The organism is Mesorhizobium sp. WSM4816 (assembly GCF_055811535.1).
This window is the reverse complement of record NZ_JBVVQR010000002.1, coordinates 346,948-367,877: the sequence shown is the minus strand read 5'-3', so window position 1 is coordinate 367,877 and position 20,930 is coordinate 346,948. Positions and strand designations below refer to the sequence as shown.

The following is a 20,930-nucleotide window of genomic DNA, read 5'->3' as shown; positions in this document are numbered from 1 at the left end:
CGCGAGGAGGGTACCCGATGAACACTCATGCCGACGTTGTGAAGCTTGCCTCCAGCCAATCGGAACCGGCCGCGCCCAGCGTGGTCCGCGGGAAGCGGACGATCAACCTCGCGCTTCAGGGCGGAGGCGCGCACGGCGCCTTCACATGGGGTGTCATCGATCGGCTCCTTGACGAGGAAAACTTGTCCTTCGAGGGGGCAGTCGCCACCAGCGCCGGGGCCATGAACGCGGCGGTGCTTGCCTACGGGCTTGCCGAAGGCGGACGGCGCGGCGCGCAGAAGGCGCTTGCGAATTTCTGGCGCCGCGTCAGCCACGCGGCGGCCTTCAGCCCTCTGCAGCCGAGCCTGCTTGACAAGATGACCGGGTCGCGTTCGCTCGAATACTCCCCGGCCTTCCTGATGCTCGATATGGTGACGCGTTTGATGTCGCCCTATCAGTTCAATCCCTTGAACTTCAATCCGCTGAAAAACGTTCTCGAGCAGTCTATCGATCTCGATGCCGTCCGCATGTCGCGCTGTCCTCTGAAACTCAGCATCTGCGCGACCAATGTGCGGACCGGGAAGGTCAAGGTTTTCTCCAATGACGAGCTGTCGATCGACGCCATCATGGCGTCGGCATGCCTGCCGTTCCTGTTCCAAGCCGTCGAGATCGACGGCGAGGCCTATTGGGACGGCGGTTACATGGGAAATCCGGCAATCTTCCCGCTGATCTATTCCTGCGACACGCCGGACGTGCTGATCGTACACATCAATCCTATAGAACGCGCCGAACTGCCGCGCTCGGCGACGGACATCCTGAATCGCATCAACGAGATAAGCTTCAACTCTTCGCTTTTGCGGGAAATGCGGGCGATCGCCTTCGTCACGCAACTAGTCGACTCGGAGGCCGGCCAGGCGCTCGACCTCAAGCGCATCTTCGTCCACGGCATTTCGGATGACGAGACCATGAAAAAGCTTGGCGTCTCCAGCAAGCTCAATGCCGATTGGGGCCTGCTTACGGATCTTCGCGACCGCGGCCGTGAACGCGCCGAGGAATGGCTCGAAGCCAACTATAGCCACATCGGAGAGCGTTCGACGGTGGACATCCACGAACGCTATCTCTGACAACAACTCCCGGCCGGCATTATCCCCCTCTGGATGCCGGTTTGCTGAGCCCTCCGGCACCCTCCCGGAGGGCTCTTTTCATGCAGCCGGCACCTACAGCGCGTCTATCGAAACCATGCCGAGACAGCATTTCAGTTGATGGCTGCGATCGAAGAGAGTGGTTTCAGACGGGCTGATCGCCGGTCTGAACCAAACACAAACCCAGGAGACGGAAAATCATGATCAATACCAAATCGCTCATCGGCTCGGCTTTCGCCGCTGCTACCACGCTCGCCGCCAGCGCAGCCTTCGCCGGTCCGGCCGCCCAGCCGGAGTTCTCGTTCGAAAAGTGCTACGGCGTCGTCAAGGCCGGCCAGAACGATTGCCAGACCGCCACGCATTCTTGCGCCGGGACATCTACGGCCGACAACCAGTCCGACGCATGGATCTACGTGCCGGCCGGCACTTGCGGAAAGCTTGCCAGCGGCAGCACCGAACCCAAGGCCTGATCCACTCCCACGCAACCCAATGGAGACGACTGATGCCCAATAAGCTTCCCACCCTCCCAATTCCGCAAGCCGCGGGCATCGGTCTTCGCTCGCCGCACATTGCTGAAATGCTTAGCCGCCGCCCGTCGGCGGGTTGGCTGGAGGTTCATGCCGAAAACTACATGGGCGGTTCTGCTGCCGTCGCCGCGCTCGAAAACCTGCGTGAGACCTACCCCCTTTCTGTTCACGGCGTAGGGCTGTCTCTCGGCAGCGCTTCCGGCGTCGACCGCGACCATCTGGAACGCATGCGCAAGGTATGCGTGCGCTTCGAGCCCGATCTTGTTTCCGAACACCTCGCCTGGAGCGGCGCCGATGGCGCCTACCTCAACGACCTTTTGCCGCTCCGTTACGACGAAGCAGCGCTCGCTATCGTCGCCAACAATATCAAGCTCGTTCAGGACACTCTGAAGCGCCGCATCCTGATTGAAAATCTCTCTGCCTATATCGAGTTCAGCGGTTCGACGATGACGGAGGCCGAGTTCTTGGCCGAGCTTGTGAAGCGCACGGGATGCGGCCTGCTTCTCGACGTGAACAACGTCTACGTTTCCGCCCACAATCTTGGCTTCGACGCGGCTGCGTTCATCGAAGTGCTGCCTGCCGAGGCGATCGGCGAAATCCATCTGGCAGGCCATGCCGTCAACGAGGTTGGCGATGACACGGTCCTGATCGACGACCACGGCTCGCGCGTGCCGCCCGCCGTGTGGTCACTCTATGCCGGCGCGATCGAGAAATTCGGCCCACGTCCCACCCTGATCGAATGGGATACCGACGTGCCCGTGCTCGACGTGCTGCTGGGCGAAGCAATGTGGGCGGATATGCTTGCCGCTTCGATCGCCTTCCGCAAGCGGCAGGATTCCCTTCCTGTTTCCGCGCCGAAGCAGTCCGCTCCGGGCATTGTCGTTCCGTTCGAACGCTATGCACCGCGCGGCCAGATGCCGGTGCTTGCCGCTTTCAATGCAATCAAGCCCGCGCGCCTCGCTGCAGACCGTGACGTCAGGAGGAACCGCCATGCTGCCGCTTGAACATCTGCAGAACATCATCGCGCAGTCCGTGCTTGGCAACCCGCAATTCGGCCTTTCGTCGCTTGTTTCAGCGGGCCGCGCCGATCCATGCCGAAGGCTGCGCATCTATGAGAACAATACCCGCGCCTCGCTGACAGCGACGCTGATGGCCGTATTCCCAGTCGTCGTTCGCATGGTCGACGAGCGGTTCTTCCGCTATGCCGCAAGCGAGTTCATTCGTCAGCATCCGCCCGGCGAGCCAAGGCTGGTGCGCTACGGCTCCGACTTCCCGCGCTTCCTCGGGACCTTCGAAGGTCTGGCTGAAATGCCCTTCGTAGCGGAAACGGCGCGGCTTGAATGGGCGATCGCCGAGGCGCTTGATGCGGCATCACTGCCGGCCCTGAACCTGGCGGCACTGGATGGTGAAGCCTCGAGCTCGACCCCCGAACTGATGCTCCAGCCATCCCTGCGCCTCGTTATGTCGCATTGGCCGGTACTGTCGATCTGGTCGGCGCATCAGAACGGAGGCGTTCCGGATCAAGCTGATGTCTGGCAGCGAAAAGCCGAGCGCATCGCGCTCTCTAGGCACGGCGACAATGTACGCTTCGCGCGCCTCACGAGCGCCCAGTTCTCGTTCCGCCATTCCCTGAAAAACGGCCTCGGCCTGGAGAGGGCCGTTTCACGCGCCCTCACGCACGAACCGACGTTCGATGTCCTCGGCGCCCTCGTCAGCCTGTTCGGCGAAGGCTTGGTGACCGGCATCGGCTTCGACCACCCGCAGTAAACGAAATGGAGAGACCAATGAGCGTGACCCGCGAAATGCCTTCAACCAGTGGCCGCAGCCTAGCCGCCGCCTACCGCAGGCCTCTGAACCTGGCGGGCAGCATACCCCTTTCTCTTGTTCAGCTGGCGGGTCGCGTCGCCGTCGCCCACGTGTTCTGGCAATCGGCGCAGACCAAGCTCGCTTCCTGGCCGGTAACGCTACAGCTTTTCGCGTTTGAATATAATCTGCCGCTGATCGACCCGGCGCTGGCGGCCCCGCTCGCGACAGCCGCCGAAATCATCGGCGCCGCATTGCTTTTCCTCGGCCTGCTCTCGCGCCTCGGCGCGCTGATGCTGCTCGGGGTAGTCGCGGTGATCCAGATCTTCGTCTATCCGGGACACTGGGGCGAACACCTCATGTGGAGTTCGCTGCTGCTGCTCATTTTGGCTCGCGGCGCAGGCGTCGTATCGTTGGACTATCTGGTCGACGGCTATTTCCGTCGCGGAGCGTGAACAATGCTGCAGCAATCAAGCGAAGAAGCGATGATCTTGGCAGAGTTGGAAGCGACGCCGGCCAAAACAGATACGCTTCCACCGCGCCGGCCGCAGGTCGTCATTCTCGGCGCGGGCTTCGGCGGCCTCAACGCAGCGCTCCGGTTGCGCAACGCGCCGGTCGATATCACTGTCGTCGACCGCCGCAATTATCATCTGTTCCAGCCGCTGCTATATCAGGTGGCGACGGCCGGGCTATCTCCGGCGCAGATCGCCATGCCGATCCGGCGCGTCCTCGCCAGCCAGAAGAATGCAACCGTCCTGATGGAAAAGGTGGAGGGCGTCGACACCGCTGCGCGGACTGTGCTGACCGGCAGCCGGCGAATTCCCTACGATTACCTGATCATCGCCACCGGCGCCCGCCACGCCTATTTCGGTCACGACGCCTGGGAAGCGAATGCTCCCGGCCTCAAGACCATAGGCGACGCCACCGAAATTCGCGCCCGCATATTGACCGCGTTCGAAAAGGCAGAGGTGACCGACGATCCGGCTCTTCGAGAAAAACTCCTTACCTTTGTGGTTGTCGGCGGCGGACCGACCGGCGTCGAACTCGCGGGCGCTATCATCGAACTCGCGCGCCAAGCGATCGTTCGCGATTTCCGCAACATCGATTCCTCGACTGCAAGGGTTGTACTTGTCGAGGCCGACGAACGGCTGCTCACCGCATTTCCGGAGAAGCTCTCGCAATCGGCCAAATCGCAGCTCAAAAAGCTTGGCGTCGAGGTCAGGCTCGGCGCCGCGGTTACGCAGTGCGACGACAATGGCGTCGCACTCGCGGATGGGCAACGCGTTGCTTCAGCCTGTGTGCTCTGGGCTGCCGGCGTCATGGCCTCGAGGGCGGCGAAATGGCTGGACGTCGCGGCCGATCGCGCCGGCCGCGTCGTTGTCGACGGACATCTGCGTGTGCCCGGCCGCGAAGGCGTCTATGTCATCGGTGATACCGCTTCGGTAAAGGGCAAGGACGACCGTCCGGTTCCGGGCGTCGCCCCTGCCGCGAAGCAAATGGGCCGCTATGTGGCTGGCCTCATCAAGGCGCGACTTGCGGGGCGGACGGCAGAACCTTTCCGCTACGCCGACTACGGAAATCTCGCCACAATCGGCCGCAAGGCCGCCGTCGCGGACCTGGGACCCATCCAACTGAGCGGTTTCCTAGCCTGGCTGCTCTGGAGCTTCGCGCATCTTTGGTTCCTTGTCGGTTTCCGCAACCGCACCGTTGTCTTCCTCGATTGGGCTTGGGCCTATGCAACATTTGACCGCAGCGCTCGCCTCATCACCGAACGCCGCGACCGGTAGGCGCCGCCTGCCGCGCATAGCGCTTGGGCGGGCGATGACGGCGCTGCTGCTCATGGCGGTCATGTCGACGGCTGCATCGGTACATGTCATCTGGGAGCGCACGGCAACCCGCAATGTCGAGAAGATCGTCGCCAGCCTTGGCGCCCAGAGTGCCGATTCTGTCCGCGGCGAATTGACATCAACGCTGGCCGTCGTGGCAGGCACGGCCGAGATCATCCGCTCGATCCTGTTCCAAGGCACGATCAAGGCCGATGACGAGGTCAGACGCGAATTCCTGTTCCTGTCGCTGCTGCGTGAACAGCGCGCGATCGGCTGGATCGGATTTGGCTTCCCCGACGGACGGTTTTTCGGCTCGCACGCGGCGGCCGGCGGCAAGATCGAGATGGTTGAAATCGGCCCGGGCATGCCGGGGAAGCCGCGCCCGTTGCGTCGTGATATCTATCATCCCATCCCCGGCGATGTGATGTTCGAAGAACGCATCCATGGCGAGACCGCTTACCTAGCGCTCGGTGCGCCCTGGTATCGCCGGGCGATGGACTCGACGGAACCTGTCTGGAGCGTGATCGACGTCCTGCCCAATGGCTTCGAGCCCTCGGTGGTTGTTTCAAAGCGGGTCGAGCTCTATGGCAGGTACCAGGGCGTGGTCATGGTTGCCGTGAGTTTCGCCAATTTGTCGCAGGCGCTGGGTGGTCTGCAAGTATCAGGTCACGGCAAGACGTTCATGCTGGGCGGTGGCGACAAAGTACTGGCTGCATCGGATGCGCCCGGCGGTCCTATGCCTGCTCATCTTCGCGATTTTCCCAAGAGCGATGCGCTTGCCGCCGCGGTGGGCGACGCCATTTCGATGATGAAAGGGAACGAATTTCGCACGCTGGTTGATGGTGGCGAGATCGGCCCGGTTTACGTCTCGTCGTTTGCGCTCCCCTTCGAACAATGGCGGCTCCTGACCGCGATACCGCGCTCCTCCTTCGCGGAAGAGATCGACCGTAACACGCGTCGGGTGCTGCTGGTGGTCGCCGGGCTCGTCGTGCTGGCAGCGGCCACTGCCGTGCTGTTTTCGAACCTGCTTTTCGCCAGGCCAATCCGCCAGCTTGCCGCGCAGCTCCGTGAAATCGAACGGTTCTCGCTCGACCAGGTGCGGCATGTTCCGACATTCCTGGCCGAACTCAATGATTTCTCGGAGGCGCTGAAGCGCATGGCGGGCGGCTTGTCGGCTTTTGCCAAATACATGCCGCTCGACGTCGTCCGGCCCCTCGTCGCGGGCGGGCTTGAGCCTGCGCCCGGCGGCAAGCTCGTGGAAGTGACCGTGATGTTTGCCGATCTGCCGGGCTTCACCGAACTCACCGAGCGGCTCGGGCCCGATGTCCAGCCGCATCTCACCAATTTTCTCACGCTTGCAGTCGAAGCCATTCATTCCGAAGGAGGCACCGTCGACAAGTTCATTGGCGACGCCGTTATGGCCATCTGGAACGCACCGACAGCCGTGCCGGATCACGCACGCCGCGCATGCAGCGCCGCAGCCGCGATCCGGGCCGCGATGCATGCGCTGCCCGCCGTTTCGCCGGACCACAGCGACATACGGGTGCGAATTGGCATCAATACCGGCACCGCGATTGTCGGCAATGTCGGATCGGCCGAACGGCTGAGCTATACGGCCATCGGCGATACGGTCAACTTGGCAAGCCGTCTTGTTGGCGTCGCCAAGGAACACGGCGTCGAAATCGTGCTTAGCGACATGACGCTTGCGCAGACAAGCGGCCAGACCGCCGCGCAGCCACTTGGCATCACGAATGTTCGCGGGAAGGCAGTCCCGGTCCTGATACACACGCTCGCAACCTGAACAACCGCTGCGGCCATGGAGTATGGTCATGGAAATGACGATTTTGACGCTCGCAATGCTTTTCTGCCTCCAGCTAAAGCACTTCATTGCCGACTATCTGCTCCAGCCCGGCTGGATGTTGGGCGGAAAGGGCGATCTGCGTCGCGTCGGCGGCTATGTCCACGCGGGCTTGCATGCGCTAGGCTCTTTGCCGGCCCTCCTCATCGCCGGGCTCGAACCCACCGCAATCGTCCTGCTTTCTGCCGCGGAATTCACGGTCCACTACGCGACAGACTACACCAAAGCCGGGCTGTCGGGGCGCAGCCATGCTGGCCCCGACACGCGGACATACTGGGCCATGCATGGGGCTGACCAATTCTTGCACCAGCTTACCTATGTCGGCCTGATCTTCGCTGCGCTCGCTTAGAAAGAGGAATTTGCGGCAGGACAACGAGGCATTCACCGCGCGCGGATGCCAAATGACAACGCAAACAGTCAGTTACGACCGCCGGTCGGCAAACTGATGCAAGCCGTTGAGATTTTGATTCAGGCGCTTTGCGCGCTGGCGGTGCGTCCCAGCGCCACGAAGACGGTGCGCACGATGCCGGCGGCATCAAGCCCGGCGTCGGCATACATCTTTTCGGGCTTGGCGTGATCGACGAAGCTGTCGGGCAACACAAGCGGGCGTACCTTCAGGCCGTTTTCCAGCAGCCCTTCATGGGCCAGGAATTGCAGCACATGGCTGGCGAAGCCACCGACCGCGCCCTCTTCGACTGTTACCAGCACTTCGTGCGAGCGCGCCAGCCGCCGGATCAAATCCTCGTCGAGCGGCTTGGCGAAACGAGCATCGGCGACCGTGGTGGAAAGCCCGGCCGCGCCAAGCTCCTCGGCCGCAGCCAGGCAATCCTGCAGCCGCGTGCCGAAGGAAAGCAGCGCAACCTTGGTGCCCTCCCTGACGACACGGCCCTTGCCGATTTCGAGAACCGAGCCACGCTCCGGCAGGTCGACGCCGACGCCGTTGCCGCGCGGGTAGCGGAAGGCGATGGGGCCTTCATCATAGCTTGCCGCCGTGCGCACCATGTGTCGCAGTTCCGCCTCATCCGCCGCGGCCATGACGACGAAACCGGGCAGCGTCGCCAAAAAAGTCGTGTCGAAGGCGCCGCAATGGGTCGCCCCGTCGGCCCCGACGAAGCCGGCGCGATCGATCGGGAAGCGCACCGGCAGTTTCTGGATCGCCACGTCGTGGACGACCTGGTCGTAGGCACGCTGCAGGAAGGTCGAATAGATCGCCGCGAAAGGCTTGAAGCCTTCGGTGGCAAGGCCGGCGGCAAAAGTCACCGCATGTTGCTCGGCGATACCGACGTCAAAAGTCCTCGCCGGGAACGCCTCGCCGAAGAGGTCGAGGCCGGTGCCGTTCGGCATGGCGGCGGTGATGGCGACGATGCGATCATCTTCGCGGCCTTCTTGGATCAGGCTGTCGGCAAAGACTTTCGTGTAGCTCGGCGCGTTGGCCGGCGCCTTGGCCTGCGCGCCGGTGATGACGTCGAATTTGTTGACGCCATGATATTTGTCGGCGGCCGCCTCGGCCGGTCCATAGCCCTTGCCCTTCTGGGTCACGACGTGGATCAGCACCGGGCCGTCGGCATTGTCGCGGACGTTCTTCAGCACCGGGATCAGGTGCTCGAGATTGTGGCCGTCGATCGGGCCGATGTGATAAAAACCCATTTCCTCGAACAGCGTGCCGCCGGTGACGTAACCGCGCGCATGCTCGACCGCCCGCTTGATGGCGCGATCGGCGCGCTCGCCGAGATAGGAGGTCAGCTTCTTGCCGAAATCGCGCAGCCCCAGATAGGCCTTGCCCGACGCCAGGCGGGCCAGATAGGCGCTCATCGCGCCGGTCGGCGGCGCGATCGACATGTCGTTGTCGTTAAGAATAACGATCAGCCGGGCATCGAGCGCGCCGGCATTGTTCATCGCCTCATAGGCCATGCCGGCCGACATGGCGCCGTCGCCGATAACGGCAATGACATTGTTGCGGCCCCCGGAGAGATCGCGTGCCATTGCCATGCCGAGGCCGGCGGAAATCGAGGTCGAGGAGTGGGCGGCGCCGAACGGATCGTATTCGCTCTCGGCGCGCTGGGTGAAACCGGACAGGCCGCCCTCTTGCCGCAGCGTGCGGATACGGTCGCGGCGGCCGGTCAGGATCTTGTGCGGATAGGCCTGGTGGCCGACGTCCCAGATCAACCGGTCGTCTGGCGTGTTGAAGACATAGTGCAACGCCACCGTCAGTTCGACCACACCAAGCCCGGCACCGAGATGTCCGCCGGTGTGCGACACGGCGTCGATCAACTCGGTGCGAAGCTCCGATGCCAATTGCGGCAGATGACGTTCGTCAAGCATCCTGAGGTCGGCCGGGATGCGGACCTTGTCGAGAAGTGGCGTATGGAGCTTTGCGTTCACTGGTGCTGGGGCCTGCTTTTGATTCATCTGCGAAATAGGCTGCCGGCCGGCGAATGTAAATGCGTGCGAGTGACGCGGCATAGCTTCAAACTGTTAGGGTTTCGTTTACGCGTCAAAAACGGCGCGTCGCTCTAATTGTCCGGCAGCGGAATGAACTCTTCTTCATCTCCCGGAACGATATCGAAACGGCCTGTCTTCCATTCTTCTTTCGCCTGTTCGATGCGTTCCTTCGACGATGACACGAAATTCCACCAGATGTAGCGCTTGGAGCCGAGCGAGGCGCCGCCGAACAGCATGAAATGCGCCCCACCCTCCGACGACACGACGATCTCGTCGCCGGGCCGGAACACCAGCAGCCGCTCTGCCGGAAAGCGGTCACCGGAGATCGAAACCTCGCCTTCCAACGCATAGATGGCGCGCTCCTCGGCATCGGCTGGGATTTTCACGCTGGCGCCGGGCGCCAGGCTGAGGTCTGCATAGAGCGTGTCCGAAGCGGTCACGACCGGTGACCGCAACCCGGAAAACGCGCCAATGACAACGCGTCCGCTGACGCCTTCAGCGTCGATCTCGGGCAGACGCATGGCCGCCGTATTCTCGAAGATCGGGTCGACCTCCTCCTTATCGTCCGGCAGCGCCAGCCATGTCTGCAGGCCGGAAACCGACATCGGCGCACCGCGCAGCTCCTGCGGCGTACGCTCGGAATGAACGATGCCGCGACCGGCGGTCATCAAATTCACGTCGCCGGGCTGGATGACCATTTCGGTGCCGAGCGAATCGCGATGCCTGATCTTGCCGTCGAACAGGTAAGTGACCGTCGACAGGCCGATATGGGGATGCGGGCGGACATCGAGTGCCTGACCGGCCCGCAAAATCGCCGGTCCCATGCGATCGAAGAAGATGAAGGGACCGACCAGCCGACGCCTGGCGGTCGGCAAGGCACGGCGAACCTGAAAGCCGCCAATGTCCTTGGCGTTCGGAATAACCATCAGTTCGATCTGGTCGCTGGCGAAGGCGTCACCGGGCAGAGGGTCGTTTCCGGGGAAGAAGCTCATGCGGCCTTCCTCAGGCGAAGCGGAGTGCAGACCTGGCTTTCGCCTTGGCCGCCACCTCGTCGCGATTGCGCGGATGCTGTGTCGTCTCGAGGCTGTCCAGCAATTCGCGCGCAGACGCGGCTATGGCCTCGACGGCGTGATCGAACGCATGCTGGTTCTGTTTCGACGGCCGTGTCGTTCCGCTCAGCTTGCGGACAAACTGAAGTGCGGCATCGCGGACCTCGTCATCGGTTGCCGGCGGATCGAAATTGAACAGGGTCTTGATGTTTCTGCACATCGTTCGCAATCTCCTCTCGTCCTGGAGACGTTTCAAGCGGGATGAGTATTATCCTCAATCATGATCATGTCGAAAAGCCGCCCGGCGAAATTATCGTCCGGGACCGTGCCTTACTCCGCATCCAGCGGCTCGGTCCCCACCGGCTTGCCGTCGCGCGAAAGCCTGATCTTCTCGACCTTGTCCTCGGCCGCCTTGAGCAGCCGGTCGCAATGGAGTTTTAGCGCCTCGCCGCGCTCATAGATGCGGATCGACTGGTCGAGCGGCACGTCGCCGCGCTCCAGATCATCGACGATTTTCTCCAGCGCGTCGAGCGCCTGCTCGAAGCTCATCGCCTTGACGTCTTCGTTGCTCTCACCAGCCATCGTCTATCCTTTCATCAGTCGCCCGACATGGGCGGCGACCGAAAATGCCAATCCCTGCAGATCGTAGCCGCCCTCGAGCAGGCTGACGAGCCGGTTGTCGCTGTGGCGACCGGCGCGCTGCATCAACTGGCCGGTTGCCCAGTCGAAATCGTCCTCGGTCAGGTTGATCTCGGCCAGCGGATCGCGGTGGTGCGCGTCGAAGCCGGCGGAAATGATGATGAGGTCGGGCGCGAAATTGTCGAGCGCCGGCAAGATCCGCGACAGGAAAGCGTCGCGGAAAACCTCGCTGCCGGTCCGTGGCGCCAGCGGCGCGTTGACGATGTTGCCGGCGCCGGTTTCGCTCACCGCCCCGGTCCCCGGGTAAAGCGGCATCTGGTGCGTCGAGCAATAGAGCACCGACGGATCGTCCCAGAAAATATCCTGCGTGCCATTGCCGTGGTGGACGTCCCAGTCGACGATGGCAACACGCTCGGCCTGGTGCTGCCTTTGCGCGTAGCGCGCTGCGATCGCCGCGGTGTTGAACAGGCAGAAGCCCATGGACGTGGTCTTTTCGGCGTGGTGGCCGGGCGGCCGGGCGGCGACAAAGACATTGGCTACGTCGCCCCGAAAGACATCGTCGACGGCGGCGTTGGCAGCGCCGATCGCCGTGACGGCCGCCTGCCAGCTTTTCGGGCTGGCGGTGGTGTCGGCGTCGACACGAGCGATACCGGTGTCCGGCATCAAAGCGCGGACTCGTTCGACGAATTCCTGCGGGTGTGCGTAGAGGATGGTGGCCTCGTCGCCTTCCGGCGCCTCGGCACGATCAAGGGCCGCAAAGGCCTCGTCGTCGAGCACGCGCTCGATGGCGCGCAGGCGGTCCGGCCGCTCCGGATGACCGGGCGGCGTTATATGCTCGAGGAAGATCGGGTGGGTATAAAGCCTTGTGACCATGCCCTCGATATAGGCGCGCCCGGCGGCTTTGACCATGTTTTGCAACCGGCAAAGGCAGACGTTCAACAGGGTTTAGGCGTTGGGTGCTGGTTGGGTCCGGCGCGAGCTGCCCGAATCTTGAGGCGCGCTTCGCCCGTCCCATCCGAGGTCGCGCCTTGCCTTTGGTGGTCTTGAGACAGGCTCAGGCCGGCGATTTGTCCACCTCAGCCGGTGCTTGTGGACGACCAGTGCTGCGGCCTTGCCTGAGCAGTCCCTCCAAAAGCACGTTGAACGCCTTCACCGCCTTTTTCGACGTCGCTTCTGGATTTTCCGAATTTGCGATCCACTGCGCGGCATGTAGCGAGGCGCCGCTGACCAGCCTTGCTGCGGCTTCGGGATCAACGGCAACGATGGTTCCCTCGTCCCTCAGCTTTTGAAGGTTCTCGCTCATCGAGCGGATGCATTCGTTCTGGCTCGGCCATTGCGAAGGATCGCCGAGCACCGCCGGTCCGTCGCGAAGGACAATACGCTGGATCTCCGGCTCCAGCGCCATCTCGATATAGGCGGTGCATTCGTCGACAAAGCCCTGCCAGAGAGTGTCCGCCCTGACTGAGACGATCTTCAACCGGGCCAACATCTCCGCGTCGATCTCGGCGATGACCGCCTGGAGAAGGCCCTTCTTGTCGCCGAAGTGATGATAAAGCGCGCCGCGCGTCAGCCCGGCCGATGCGGTGAAGTCGTCCATCGAGGCCTCGGCATAGCCGACAGTGCCAAAGGCATGGCGCGCCGCCGCGACCAGTTTGGCGCGGGTTTCGGCGATCATCTCCCTGCGTGGTTTGTGCCCCATTCGCCCATTCCTTCACATACGTCTCGTATATTATTTGACATACGCGTCGTATGTCATTATCTGATTTGCATACGCCACGTATATAAGTGGCTCGGCCTCAAAAATCCAGGAGTGTTCCCATGCCCAATCCTTATCGCGAAATATTCAAGGCAAGGGGAGCCAAGGGCTTCGCTGCAGCCGGCTTCGTCGCCCGGATGCCGATGGCCATGGCTCCGATCGGAATCGTCGCGATGCTGTCGCAGACGCACGGCGAGTACTGGCTGGCCGGCGCCGTCTCCGCGACATATGCGCTGGCCAATGCTTTTGTCGCGCCGCAGATATCGCGACTGGTGGACCGCCTCGGCCAGGCGCGGATTGTGGCGCCCACCACTGTCATTTCCGTGCTCGCTTTCGTGGTGCTGATTGCGGCGGCCAATCAGGACTTGCCGATATGGACACTGTTCGTATCAGCGCTGCTGGCCGCCGCTATGCCCAGCATCCCAGCGATGGTGCGCGCGCGCTGGACAGAGCTCTTCCGGGATCGCCCCGAGATGAACACGGCGTTCGCCTTCGAATCGGCGGCGGACGAGCTGGTCTACATCGCCGGGGCTTCGCTGTCGGTCGGCCTGAGTGTCGCGCTTTTCCCGGAAGCGGGAATGCTGGCGAGCACATTGTTCCTCGCCTTCGGCTCGACAGCCCTCATCCTGCAGCGCTCGACCGAGCCGCGCGTGCGACCGGTCGACCAGGGTTCGCGCGGATCGGCAATCCGCCTGCGGCCGGTCCAAATCATCACCTTGGCCCTGATCTTCATCGGCGCGACCTTCGCGACCACCGAGGTGAGCACCGTGGCGATCACCAAGGAGCTCGGCCAGCCGGGCGCCGCCAGCCTCGTCATCGGCGTCTATGCCCTCGGATCGTTCGTCGTCGGCATCGTCCTTGGCGCTCTGAACCTGAAAACACCGCTGCAAATTCAGCTTGCCATCGCGATCGGCATCATCGCGCTCACCACGCTGCCGTTGCTTGTCGCAGACACGGTGCCGCTTCTGGCGCTGGCTGTCTTCGTTAGCGGTGTGGCGATCTCGCCGACCTTCATCACGGCATTCGGCCTGATCGAGCGGCGCGTGCCGGAGGCGATGCTTACCGAGGGCGTGACCTGGGTCATGACCGGCATTGGCATCGGCATGGCGCTCGGCTCCTTTGCCGCCGGATGGGTGGTGGACGCCTTCGGTGCACAGAGCGGCTTCCTGGTGTCGGTGGCGGCGGGCACTGTCGCGCTGGTCACCGTGCTCGCCGGCCAGCGCAGCCTTGCCACGAATTCTGACATCCCCGCGCGCAACGCCGCCGCGGTTCCTGCCGAATAGTCTCCATGCGTCCGGTGCCAAGCGGGACCGGACGCATGCCGGCGATCCGCTAAACCAGCCCTAAAGAATTTCGGTCTTGGCGATATGGATGCCAAAGCCTTCGAGGCCGACATAGTGGCGTTCGCGCGAGGCGATCAGGTTGATCGAGGAAATGCCCAGATCCTTCAAGATTTGCGCGCCCAGGCCGATCTCGCGCCATTCGCTTTCGCGGCGGCGCGCCTCTTCATGGTCCTCGCGGTCGCCGGCAGCCGGCCGGTTGCGCTCCTGATGGGCGACGCCGACGGAACCTTCGCGCAGATAGACGATGACGCCGCGCCGGCGCTCGCCCATCGATTTCATGATGCCGTCCAGCCTGTGGCCGGTGCCGAAAACGTCAGTCACAACATCCTCGGAATGCAGTCGCACGGGCACCTCCTCGCCGTCGCGGATGTCGCCGAAGACGATCGCCACATGGTGCATGGAATCCCAGGGCAGCGTGTAGGTGAACACCTGCGCCTTGCCGCCGGGCGTATCGATCTCCGAACAGGCGACACGCTCGACCAGCGTTTCCTTACGCTGGCGATAGGCGATGAGGTCGGCGACCGAAATCTGCTTCAAACCGTTCCTTTCGGCGAAGGCCTGCACCTGCGGGCCGCGCATCACGGTGCCGTCATCATTGACCAGCTCAGAAATGACACCGACCGGCGGCAGGCCGGCAAGCTTGCACAAATCGACCGCAGCCTCTGTATGGCCCGAACGCATCAGCACACCGCCTTCGCGCGCAATCAGCGGAAAGATGTGGCCGGGGCGGACGAAATCGGAGGCGCCGACATTGCCGTTGGCAAGGTTGCGCACGGTCAATGTGCGGTCGTCGGCCGAAATGCCCGTCGTGGTGCCGTGCTTGAAATCGACGCTGACGGTGAAGGCGGTGGTGTGGGCCGAGTCATTGTCGGCGACCATCGGCGACAGGTTGAGGCGCTTGGCCTCGTCGCGCGGCATCGGCGTGCAGACGATACCAGAGGTATTGCGGACGATGAACGCCATCTTTTCCGGCGTGCAATGGACGGCGGCGACGATCAGGTCGCCCTCGTTCTCGCGCCCGTCATCATCCATGACGACGACAATCTCGCCGCGTTCGAAGGCGCGCAGGGCTTCGACGATCTTCTTCTGGTCGTAAGGCATGGACGCTCGCTTCGCTCTCGCAGGGAATAGGGCAGTAAGGCAGTAAGGCAGTAAGGGATTAGGGAAAAGGATAAAATTGGCTGCTTAGGCGGGATAACATACTGCCCTACTGCCCTACTGCCCTACTGCCTTACTGCCCTCTCCTCTCCCTGTCTGTCCCCGATGACGCAAATAGTGATCGGCGATCGCGCAGGCAACCATCGCCTCGCCGATCGGCACGGCGCGGATGCCGACGCACGGATCGTGCCGGCCCTTGGTCATGATCTCAACGTCGTTGCCGTCCTTGTCGATCGACTTTCGCGGGGTCAGGATCGACGAGGTCGGCTTGACGGCGAAGCGCGCGACGATCGCCTGGCCGGTGGAGATGCCGCCGAGGATGCCGCCGGCATTGTTGGACAGGAAGACCGGCTGGCCGTCATTGCCGATACGCATCTCGTCGGCATTTTCTTCGCCGGTGATGCGGGCGGCCTCGAAGCCGTTGCCGATCTCGACACCCTTGACGGCATTGATCGACATCAAGCCCGAGGCAATGTCCTGGTCGAGCTTGGCGTAGATCGGTGCGCCCAGGCCTGCCGGAACGCCGTCGGCGACGATCTCGATTACCGCGCCGACCGAGGAACCCGCCTTGCGGATGCCGTCAAGATATGCGGTGAAGACGGCGACCGATGCCGGATCGGGCGTGAAGAATGGATTTTCGGCGTCGCCAACGAAATTCCAGTTCCAGTTGGCGCGGTCGATCGATTTTTCCCCCATCGACACCATTGCGCCGCGCACGATCATGCCGGGCACGACCTTGCGGGCCAAGGCTCCGGCCGCCACCCGCGCCGCTGTCTCGCGCGCCGAAGAACGGCCGCCGCCGCGATAGTCGCGCAGGCCGTATTTGGCATCGTAGGTGTAATCGGCATGACCAGGCCGGTACTGGCGGGCGATTTCGCCATAGTCCTTGGAGCGCTGGTCGACATTCTCGATCAGCATCGACACCGGCGTGCCGGTGGTGATCATGGTCTCGCCGTCGTCATCCAGGATGAAGCCGGACAGGATCTTGACCTCGTCTGGTTCGCGACGCTGCGTCACAAAACGCGATTGACCCGGGCGGCGCTTGTCGAGTTCGGCCTGGACCTCGGCGCGCGTGAAGCGGAGGCCGGGCGGACAGCCGTCGACGACGCAGCCGAGCGCTGGGCCATGGCTTTCGCCCCAGGTGGTGACGCGGAAAAGATGGCCAAACGTATTGTGAGACATGAAAACCAGCCCTGCCGGCACCGAGCCGGCTTAGCGCATGACCCTGAAAATCGGAGCGATTTTCGGGAAGGATCATGCGCAAAATCAAAAGTGCCACAGCGTCGTTTCTGCGTTAGGACGCGCGGCGCCGTAGCTGCGTTCTATTGGCGTTTTCCGCAGCGGTCAAACTGTGATCTGGCGGATTTAGTTTTGACACATTCGGTTGGTTTCTGCTTCCCTCGACCCGTCTGTTGAACACCGTCTGTTGAACACCCGCCGCCACTGTGCCGGCGCAATGATAAGAGGACGATGATGCGTATCCCGATCGGCGCCGTTGCCGCCATGTTGCTGATTTCCACCGCCGCCTTTGCCGGCCAGACCGAAGGCCTGATTAAAGAGATCGACAAGGAGACGTTGACGCTGACACTCGACGACGGCCAATCCTACAAGCTGAACGCCGAAACCGATCTCGAAGCGCTGAAACCCGGCATGGACATCGTGATCGCCTACGACGAGACAAACGGCGAGAACATCATCACCGACATGCAATTGCCGGATAGCGATTCAACCGAATAGACTCATTCAGTCTGGGCGGTGCTGGCTATTCTCGCGAGCAACGCGACCAGTTCCGCGATGGGTCTCGGTTCCTGGCGGTTTCGCAAGTGACTTGCAAGTCACCCGCGAAAGCTTCAACTCTGCGCCCGATCAAACCCGGCAAGCCAGTCTTGCCTCGGCTTGCGGCGTCCGGCTGGACTTAGCCTCTCACGGGGTGAAGTCGCTAAATTCGGACGGCAGGACTGCATTCTCACCAATTTCTAACCTGAATCTCTCGTATCCTTAATAGCGGGTCCTCTATGGTTGCTCCGTGCTGAAACGGCGTCGCGGAAATGTTGCGCCGATCTGCGCGAGCCATCCTGCACGGTGGCCTTCTCTGCCGCGAAGGGGGTATTCTTGAATCCGATCGGTTTCGGGTTCTCAACGCCGATGGACACCGATGGGCATCAGGTCTCGCATTCTTGTATTTCAGCTCATTGTTGTGGGGGCAGTCGTGATTATGGCGGCTATCGTCTACATCACCATTCGCTCGACAACCTACTACACGCAGCGCGTGCAATGGGCCAACAACCAGCTGGAAGCCGTCACCGCGCTTACGGTCAACGCCAACCGATATTCCGAGCAGATCGCCGAGTTCCTGTTGATTGGCGAGCCGGAGCGTCCCGACTACGAGAGCGCCCGCGCCGAGCTTGAGGCAGGATTCGAAAAGCTCGCGCAGCTGACCAGGGGAGAAGCCGAGTTTCTCGGACGCAGCAGCGAACAGGAGGACAGCGGTGACGAGATCTTCCGCATCACGCGGATGCGCACGCTCTACGGAGAAATCGCCAAAGCCACGTCGGACGCAATCAATCTTCGCAACCAGGGGCGCCAGGAGGACGCGGTCAGGATTTTTCGCCGGGACATCGAGAATCGTTTCGACGCCGAGTTCGAAAACATCCTGGAAGCCGCGCGGCGCGACGAAGAGGAAGAGGTTGTGCGAACCGAACTGCAGGCAGAAGCACTGTGGCGACGCCTGACCTGGATGACGGCCGCGCTTGCATTGGCTGCTGTGGTTCTCTGCTTTGTTGCCGCTTTCCTTCTCGCCCGATCATTGATGCGCCCGATCAGCCTGCTGACCGAAGGCACAGAGGCGATCAGTCGTGGTGATCTCGACCACCGGATCGCCTTTGATGGCCGCGACGAACTTGGTGCGCTCGCCAAGCGGTTCAACGAAATGGCCACGCACCAGCAAGACCAGCGCGACCGGTTGCTCAACGCCAAAGCAGAACTCGAGCAGCAAGTTGCCGCACGGACCGCAGAGCTTGCCGCGGCGAACCAGCGGTTGACGGAGCTCGACCGGTTGCGCGTCCAGTTCCTCGCCGACATCAGCCATGAACTGCGCACTCCACTGACGGCGCTTCGCGGTGAAGCGGAAATTCCGCTGCGCCATGGTTCAAAGCCAGAGGCAGTGTACCGCGATGCGCTCGAACGGATTGTCACTCAGAGCCTGGAGATGGGACGCCTCGTCGACGATCGCGTTTTCCTTTCTCGTTCGGAAACCGATACAATACGTTTCGAGCCGCGCCGAACGGACCTCGTTACTATCGTCGCCGATGCGGTCCACGAGGGCGAAATCCTGGGGCGCGTCAAGGGCATCTCGATCAAGGCGACCTACAGCACCCGTCCGGTCTGGATCACAGCCGACGCGCAGCGGCTCAAACAGGCTCTCGTGATAATTCTGGACAATGCCATAAAATATTCTCCGCGCGATCGCTCGGTGAACTTGAGCATGACCGTTATGGACGGGCATGCGGAGATTGCGATACGCGACAAGGGTTTGGGCATTCCAGCCGAGGAAATACCAAAGGTGTTCGAGCGATTTTACCGTGGCCGAAGCCCAAGGGCGTCGCGCCAACTTGGCAGTGGCCTCGGTCTGGCGATCGCGAAATGGCTCATCGAAAAGCATCGTGGCGAGATTGCGCTCACGAGCGAGGTCGGGTCTTTCACTGAGGTCGTGGTCAGGCTTCCACATGCTGACGCAACCGCGTCTGCGGATGCGAACGCAGGTGCCGCCGTGGTCGTTCTGAAAAAGAGGCTGCGTGCAAAAACCGGCTCGGAATAAACAACGACCTCCTTCGTTTCCTGGATTACGATAGTTGAGGCGGGAGCTCGGCGGAATGACCCCGCCCACCGCGAGGCGGGGAATTCTCTGACTCCCGCAATACGACCCGGGGAGAAGGTGGTGTAAATGTCAAGGATTCTGCTGGTAGAGGACGACGATCGCATCGTCGGCTTCATCAAGCGAGGGCTCGAAGCCGAGGGTTACGTTGTCGACGTGACCGACAGTGGCGGGGATGCGCTGGCGATGGTGCGGGAGACGCCATATTCGCTGATCGTTCTCGACCGAATGCTTCCAGGAATCGACGGCCTCGAAGTATGTCGCATGCTGCGGCGCGAGCAGCACCAGCATCTTGTCCTGATGCTCACGGCCAGAGACAGCCTGCAGGACAAGGTCGAAGGGCTGAAGGGGGGCGCCGACGACTACCTGACCAAACCTTTCGCCTTCGACGAGCTGATCGCGCGCATGGAGGCGCTGCTTCGCCGCGGCTCCAGCACAGGCACGGACCCGGTCCTCAGGGTTGGCGATCTGGCGCTTGATCCGGTCGGCAAGAAGGTCTGGCGCGGCGAACGCGAGATCAGCCTTACGGCCAAGGAATTCAGGCTTCTCGCGTATCTGATGTCGCACTCCGGCGCTGTGATCAGCAGAACCCGGCTGCTCAACAATGTTTGGGATCTGAGCTTCGACCCGGAAACGAAGGTGGTCGATGTCTACATCCGCTACCTTCGCAGCAAGATCGAAAGCGTGGACGAAAAGCCGCTCATAAAAACCGTGCGGGGCTTCGGCTACGTGATATCGGCTTGAAGCCAGCGGGTCACCTTCGTTTTCAGGAAATAGGCAGTTCTCTCACCAAGCTCTAACCTGATGCTTGCCATAGTCTAATCCTGGCCTTTCCGAAATCTAGCCGGACTCCCACGCTGGTTTAGCCGCCGTGGTCATATGCTGCCACATGAAGATACCGACCCACCCCGAATGCGTGCGGAGGCGGTTGACTTCGCTCGGTCCTCAAGAAACCGGAAACTTCGACGTGATTGAGACTGATCAATTCGGAAAGCAGCTTGTTGCATTTCTTCCGAACCTGCGCCGTTTTGCGATTTCCCTTTGCCGTTCCCGCGATCTTGCCGACGATCTGGTGCAGGCGGCCTGCGAACGCGCGCTTGCCAACACCGGGCGCTTTGAACCTGGAACCCGTTTTGATGCGTGGTTGTTCCGGATCCTGCGAAATTTGTGGATTGACCACATCAGAAGGCAGCGCACGGCCGGGCCGCAGGAGGACATCGAGCAACGGCAGGACCTCGTCGGCGCCTGTGGCGAGCGAGATGTCGAAGCACGCTTTACCCTTAACAGCGTTGCCCAGGCGATCACCGACCTGCCGGACGATCAGCGCGAAGTCATTCTCCTGGTCTGCGTCGAGGACCTTTCCTACAGGGAGGCGTCCGGCGTTCTCGGGATCCCGATCGGAACGGTGATGAGCCGGCTGGCGCGCGCCAGAAAGAATCTCGCCGAGGCAGTCGGAATAAATCCCGACTTGCCACGTTCACCGGTCATGAAGGGCGAGAACAGAAATGATAAGATGCGAGTTTGCTGACGAAAC

21 protein-coding genes are annotated in these 20,930 nt (G+C 62.1%); 13 read left to right on the top strand and 8 right to left on the bottom strand.

Translation table 11 applies throughout. The annotated features are described in order from the left end of the window. Nucleotides 1-17 precede the first annotated feature (17 nt). The 8 genes from AC0L3H_RS03860 to AC0L3H_RS03825 all read left to right on the top strand — a co-directional run bounded on the left by AC0L3H_RS03860 (nt 18) and on the right by AC0L3H_RS03825 (nt 7,484). The gene (locus AC0L3H_RS03860; protein WP_473584560.1) at nt 18-1,103 is read left to right on the top strand and encodes a patatin-like phospholipase family protein; all 1,086 of its coding nucleotides are present in this window, start codon (nt 18-20) and stop codon (nt 1,101-1,103) included. Between the two features lie 218 nt (nt 1,104-1,321). Beyond that, entirely contained in the window at nt 1,322-1,591 is a 270-nt protein-coding gene (locus AC0L3H_RS03855; protein WP_292543980.1) for a BufA1 family periplasmic bufferin-type metallophore, read from the top strand. 32 nt (nt 1,592-1,623) lie between these two features. Further along, on the top strand, nt 1,624-2,652 hold the full coding sequence (gene bufB, locus AC0L3H_RS03850; RefSeq protein ID WP_473584559.1) for an MNIO family bufferin maturase: 1,029 nt from the start codon (nt 1,624-1,626) through the stop codon (nt 2,650-2,652). After that, nucleotides 2,639-3,415, top strand: coding sequence for an HvfC/BufC family peptide modification chaperone (locus AC0L3H_RS03845; RefSeq protein WP_473584558.1), 777 nt, complete (start codon nt 2,639-2,641; stop codon nt 3,413-3,415). Before bufB ends, AC0L3H_RS03845 begins: the two co-directional genes overlap by 14 nt. Before the next feature lie 35 nt (nt 3,416-3,450). Beyond that, the gene (locus AC0L3H_RS03840) at nt 3,451-3,906 is read left to right on the top strand and encodes a DoxX family membrane protein (RefSeq protein WP_473491851.1); all 456 of its coding nucleotides are present in this window, start codon (nt 3,451-3,453) and stop codon (nt 3,904-3,906) included. A gap of 30 nt (nt 3,907-3,936) precedes the next feature. Then, complete coding sequence (locus AC0L3H_RS03835; RefSeq protein WP_473584620.1) at nt 3,937-5,238, top strand: NAD(P)/FAD-dependent oxidoreductase; 1,302 nt, start codon at nt 3,937-3,939, stop codon at nt 5,236-5,238. After that, nucleotides 5,186-7,078, top strand: coding sequence for an adenylate/guanylate cyclase domain-containing protein (locus AC0L3H_RS03830; RefSeq protein ID WP_473584557.1), 1,893 nt, complete (start codon nt 5,186-5,188; stop codon nt 7,076-7,078). Before AC0L3H_RS03835 ends, AC0L3H_RS03830 begins: the two co-directional genes overlap by 53 nt. Before the next feature lie 28 nt (nt 7,079-7,106). After that, entirely contained in the window at nt 7,107-7,484 is a 378-nt protein-coding gene (locus AC0L3H_RS03825; protein ID WP_473584556.1) for a DUF3307 domain-containing protein, read from the top strand. A gap of 119 nt (nt 7,485-7,603) precedes the next feature. Here AC0L3H_RS03825 and dxs read toward each other — a convergent pair whose 3' ends face one another. From dxs to AC0L3H_RS03795, 6 genes are all read right to left on the bottom strand, one after another. Then, nucleotides 7,604-9,544 carry a 1-deoxy-D-xylulose-5-phosphate synthase gene (gene dxs, locus AC0L3H_RS03820; protein WP_473584555.1) on the bottom strand — a complete coding sequence of 647 codons (1,941 nt, stop codon included), beginning with the start codon at nt 9,542-9,544 and terminating at the stop codon, nt 7,604-7,606. A 104-nt stretch (nt 9,545-9,648) separates the two neighbouring features. After that, entirely contained in the window at nt 9,649-10,569 is a 921-nt protein-coding gene (locus AC0L3H_RS03815) for a pirin family protein (protein ID WP_473584554.1), read from the bottom strand. A 10-nt stretch (nt 10,570-10,579) separates the two neighbouring features. Beyond that, entirely contained in the window at nt 10,580-10,846 is a 267-nt protein-coding gene (locus tag AC0L3H_RS03810; protein WP_023799339.1) for a DUF2277 domain-containing protein, read from the bottom strand. A 110-nt stretch (nt 10,847-10,956) separates the two neighbouring features. After that, nucleotides 10,957-11,208 carry an exodeoxyribonuclease VII small subunit gene (locus AC0L3H_RS03805; protein ID WP_023799340.1) on the bottom strand — a complete coding sequence of 84 codons (252 nt, stop codon included), beginning with the start codon at nt 11,206-11,208 and terminating at the stop codon, nt 10,957-10,959. A gap of 3 nt (nt 11,209-11,211) precedes the next feature. Next, nucleotides 11,212-12,138, bottom strand: a complete 927-nt coding sequence (locus AC0L3H_RS03800) for a histone deacetylase family protein (RefSeq protein WP_473584619.1) — start codon at nt 12,136-12,138, stop codon at nt 11,212-11,214. A 181-nt stretch (nt 12,139-12,319) separates the two neighbouring features. Then, on the bottom strand, nt 12,320-12,964 hold the full coding sequence (locus tag AC0L3H_RS03795; RefSeq protein ID WP_473491780.1) for a TetR/AcrR family transcriptional regulator: 645 nt from the start codon (nt 12,962-12,964) through the stop codon (nt 12,320-12,322). Between the two features lie 119 nt (nt 12,965-13,083). Between AC0L3H_RS03795 and AC0L3H_RS03790 the strand changes: the two genes are divergently transcribed. Beyond that, nucleotides 13,084-14,304 (top strand): MFS transporter, encoded by a 1,221-nt coding sequence (locus tag AC0L3H_RS03790; protein WP_473584553.1) that lies wholly within the window; start codon nt 13,084-13,086, stop codon nt 14,302-14,304. A 60-nt stretch (nt 14,305-14,364) separates the two neighbouring features. Here AC0L3H_RS03790 and ribB read toward each other — a convergent pair whose 3' ends face one another. Both ribB and aroC read right to left on the bottom strand, forming a co-directional pair. After that, entirely contained in the window at nt 14,365-15,465 is a 1,101-nt protein-coding gene (gene ribB, locus AC0L3H_RS03785; protein WP_473584552.1) for a 3,4-dihydroxy-2-butanone-4-phosphate synthase, read from the bottom strand. Between the two features lie 114 nt (nt 15,466-15,579). Then, nucleotides 15,580-16,704 (bottom strand): chorismate synthase, encoded by a 1,125-nt coding sequence (aroC, locus tag AC0L3H_RS03780; protein WP_473584551.1) that lies wholly within the window; start codon nt 16,702-16,704, stop codon nt 15,580-15,582. A 291-nt stretch (nt 16,705-16,995) separates the two neighbouring features. On the opposite strand from aroC, the gene AC0L3H_RS03775 reads away from it, so the two are divergent. From AC0L3H_RS03775 to AC0L3H_RS03760, 4 genes are all read left to right on the top strand, one after another. Continuing rightward, nucleotides 16,996-17,259, top strand: coding sequence for a DUF1344 domain-containing protein (locus AC0L3H_RS03775; RefSeq protein WP_473584618.1), 264 nt, complete (start codon nt 16,996-16,998; stop codon nt 17,257-17,259). A gap of 478 nt (nt 17,260-17,737) precedes the next feature. Beyond that, a complete protein-coding gene (locus AC0L3H_RS03770) occupies nt 17,738-19,339 on the top strand; it encodes a sensor histidine kinase (protein WP_473584550.1) in 1,602 nt (533 codons plus the stop codon). Nucleotides 19,340-19,465: 126 nt separating this feature from the next. Beyond that, nucleotides 19,466-20,140, top strand: coding sequence for a response regulator transcription factor (locus AC0L3H_RS03765; protein ID WP_473584549.1), 675 nt, complete (start codon nt 19,466-19,468; stop codon nt 20,138-20,140). Between the two features lie 223 nt (nt 20,141-20,363). Next, entirely contained in the window at nt 20,364-20,924 is a 561-nt protein-coding gene (locus AC0L3H_RS03760; protein ID WP_473584548.1) for an RNA polymerase sigma factor, read from the top strand. Nucleotides 20,925-20,930 lie beyond the last annotated feature (6 nt).

Coding starts and splice junctions, on each gene's coding strand:
- AC0L3H_RS03775 (WP_473584618.1), top strand. CDS start 16,996: ATGCGTATCCCGATCGGCGCCGTTGCCGCCATGTTGCTGATTTCCACC.
- AC0L3H_RS03805 (WP_023799340.1), bottom strand. CDS start 11,208: ATGGCTGGTGAGAGCAACGAAGACGTCAAGGCGATGAGCTTCGAGCAG.
- bufB (WP_473584559.1), top strand. CDS start 1,624: ATGCCCAATAAGCTTCCCACCCTCCCAATTCCGCAAGCCGCGGGCATC.
- AC0L3H_RS03765 (WP_473584549.1), top strand. CDS start 19,466: ATGTCAAGGATTCTGCTGGTAGAGGACGACGATCGCATCGTCGGCTTC.
- AC0L3H_RS03790 (WP_473584553.1), top strand. CDS start 13,084: ATGCCCAATCCTTATCGCGAAATATTCAAGGCAAGGGGAGCCAAGGGC.
- AC0L3H_RS03795 (WP_473491780.1), bottom strand. CDS start 12,964: ATGGGGCACAAACCACGCAGGGAGATGATCGCCGAAACCCGCGCCAAA.
- AC0L3H_RS03835 (WP_473584620.1), top strand. CDS start 3,937: ATGATCTTGGCAGAGTTGGAAGCGACGCCGGCCAAAACAGATACGCTT.
- ribB (WP_473584552.1), bottom strand. CDS start 15,465: ATGCCTTACGACCAGAAGAAGATCGTCGAAGCCCTGCGCGCCTTCGAA.
- AC0L3H_RS03830 (WP_473584557.1), top strand. CDS start 5,186: ATGCAACATTTGACCGCAGCGCTCGCCTCATCACCGAACGCCGCGACC.
- dxs (WP_473584555.1), bottom strand. CDS start 9,544: ATGAATCAAAAGCAGGCCCCAGCACCAGTGAACGCAAAGCTCCATACG.
- AC0L3H_RS03815 (WP_473584554.1), bottom strand. CDS start 10,569: ATGAGCTTCTTCCCCGGAAACGACCCTCTGCCCGGTGACGCCTTCGCC.
- AC0L3H_RS03860 (WP_473584560.1), top strand. CDS start 18: ATGAACACTCATGCCGACGTTGTGAAGCTTGCCTCCAGCCAATCGGAA.
- AC0L3H_RS03825 (WP_473584556.1), top strand. CDS start 7,107: ATGGAAATGACGATTTTGACGCTCGCAATGCTTTTCTGCCTCCAGCTA.
- aroC (WP_473584551.1), bottom strand. CDS start 16,704: ATGTCTCACAATACGTTTGGCCATCTTTTCCGCGTCACCACCTGGGGC.
- AC0L3H_RS03855 (WP_292543980.1), top strand. CDS start 1,322: ATGATCAATACCAAATCGCTCATCGGCTCGGCTTTCGCCGCTGCTACC.
- AC0L3H_RS03800 (WP_473584619.1), bottom strand. CDS start 12,138: ATGGTCACAAGGCTTTATACCCACCCGATCTTCCTCGAGCATATAACG.
- AC0L3H_RS03845 (WP_473584558.1), top strand. CDS start 2,639: ATGCTGCCGCTTGAACATCTGCAGAACATCATCGCGCAGTCCGTGCTT.
- AC0L3H_RS03810 (WP_023799339.1), bottom strand. CDS start 10,846: ATGTGCAGAAACATCAAGACCCTGTTCAATTTCGATCCGCCGGCAACC.
- AC0L3H_RS03770 (WP_473584550.1), top strand. CDS start 17,738: ATGGCGGCTATCGTCTACATCACCATTCGCTCGACAACCTACTACACG.
- AC0L3H_RS03840 (WP_473491851.1), top strand. CDS start 3,451: ATGCCTTCAACCAGTGGCCGCAGCCTAGCCGCCGCCTACCGCAGGCCT.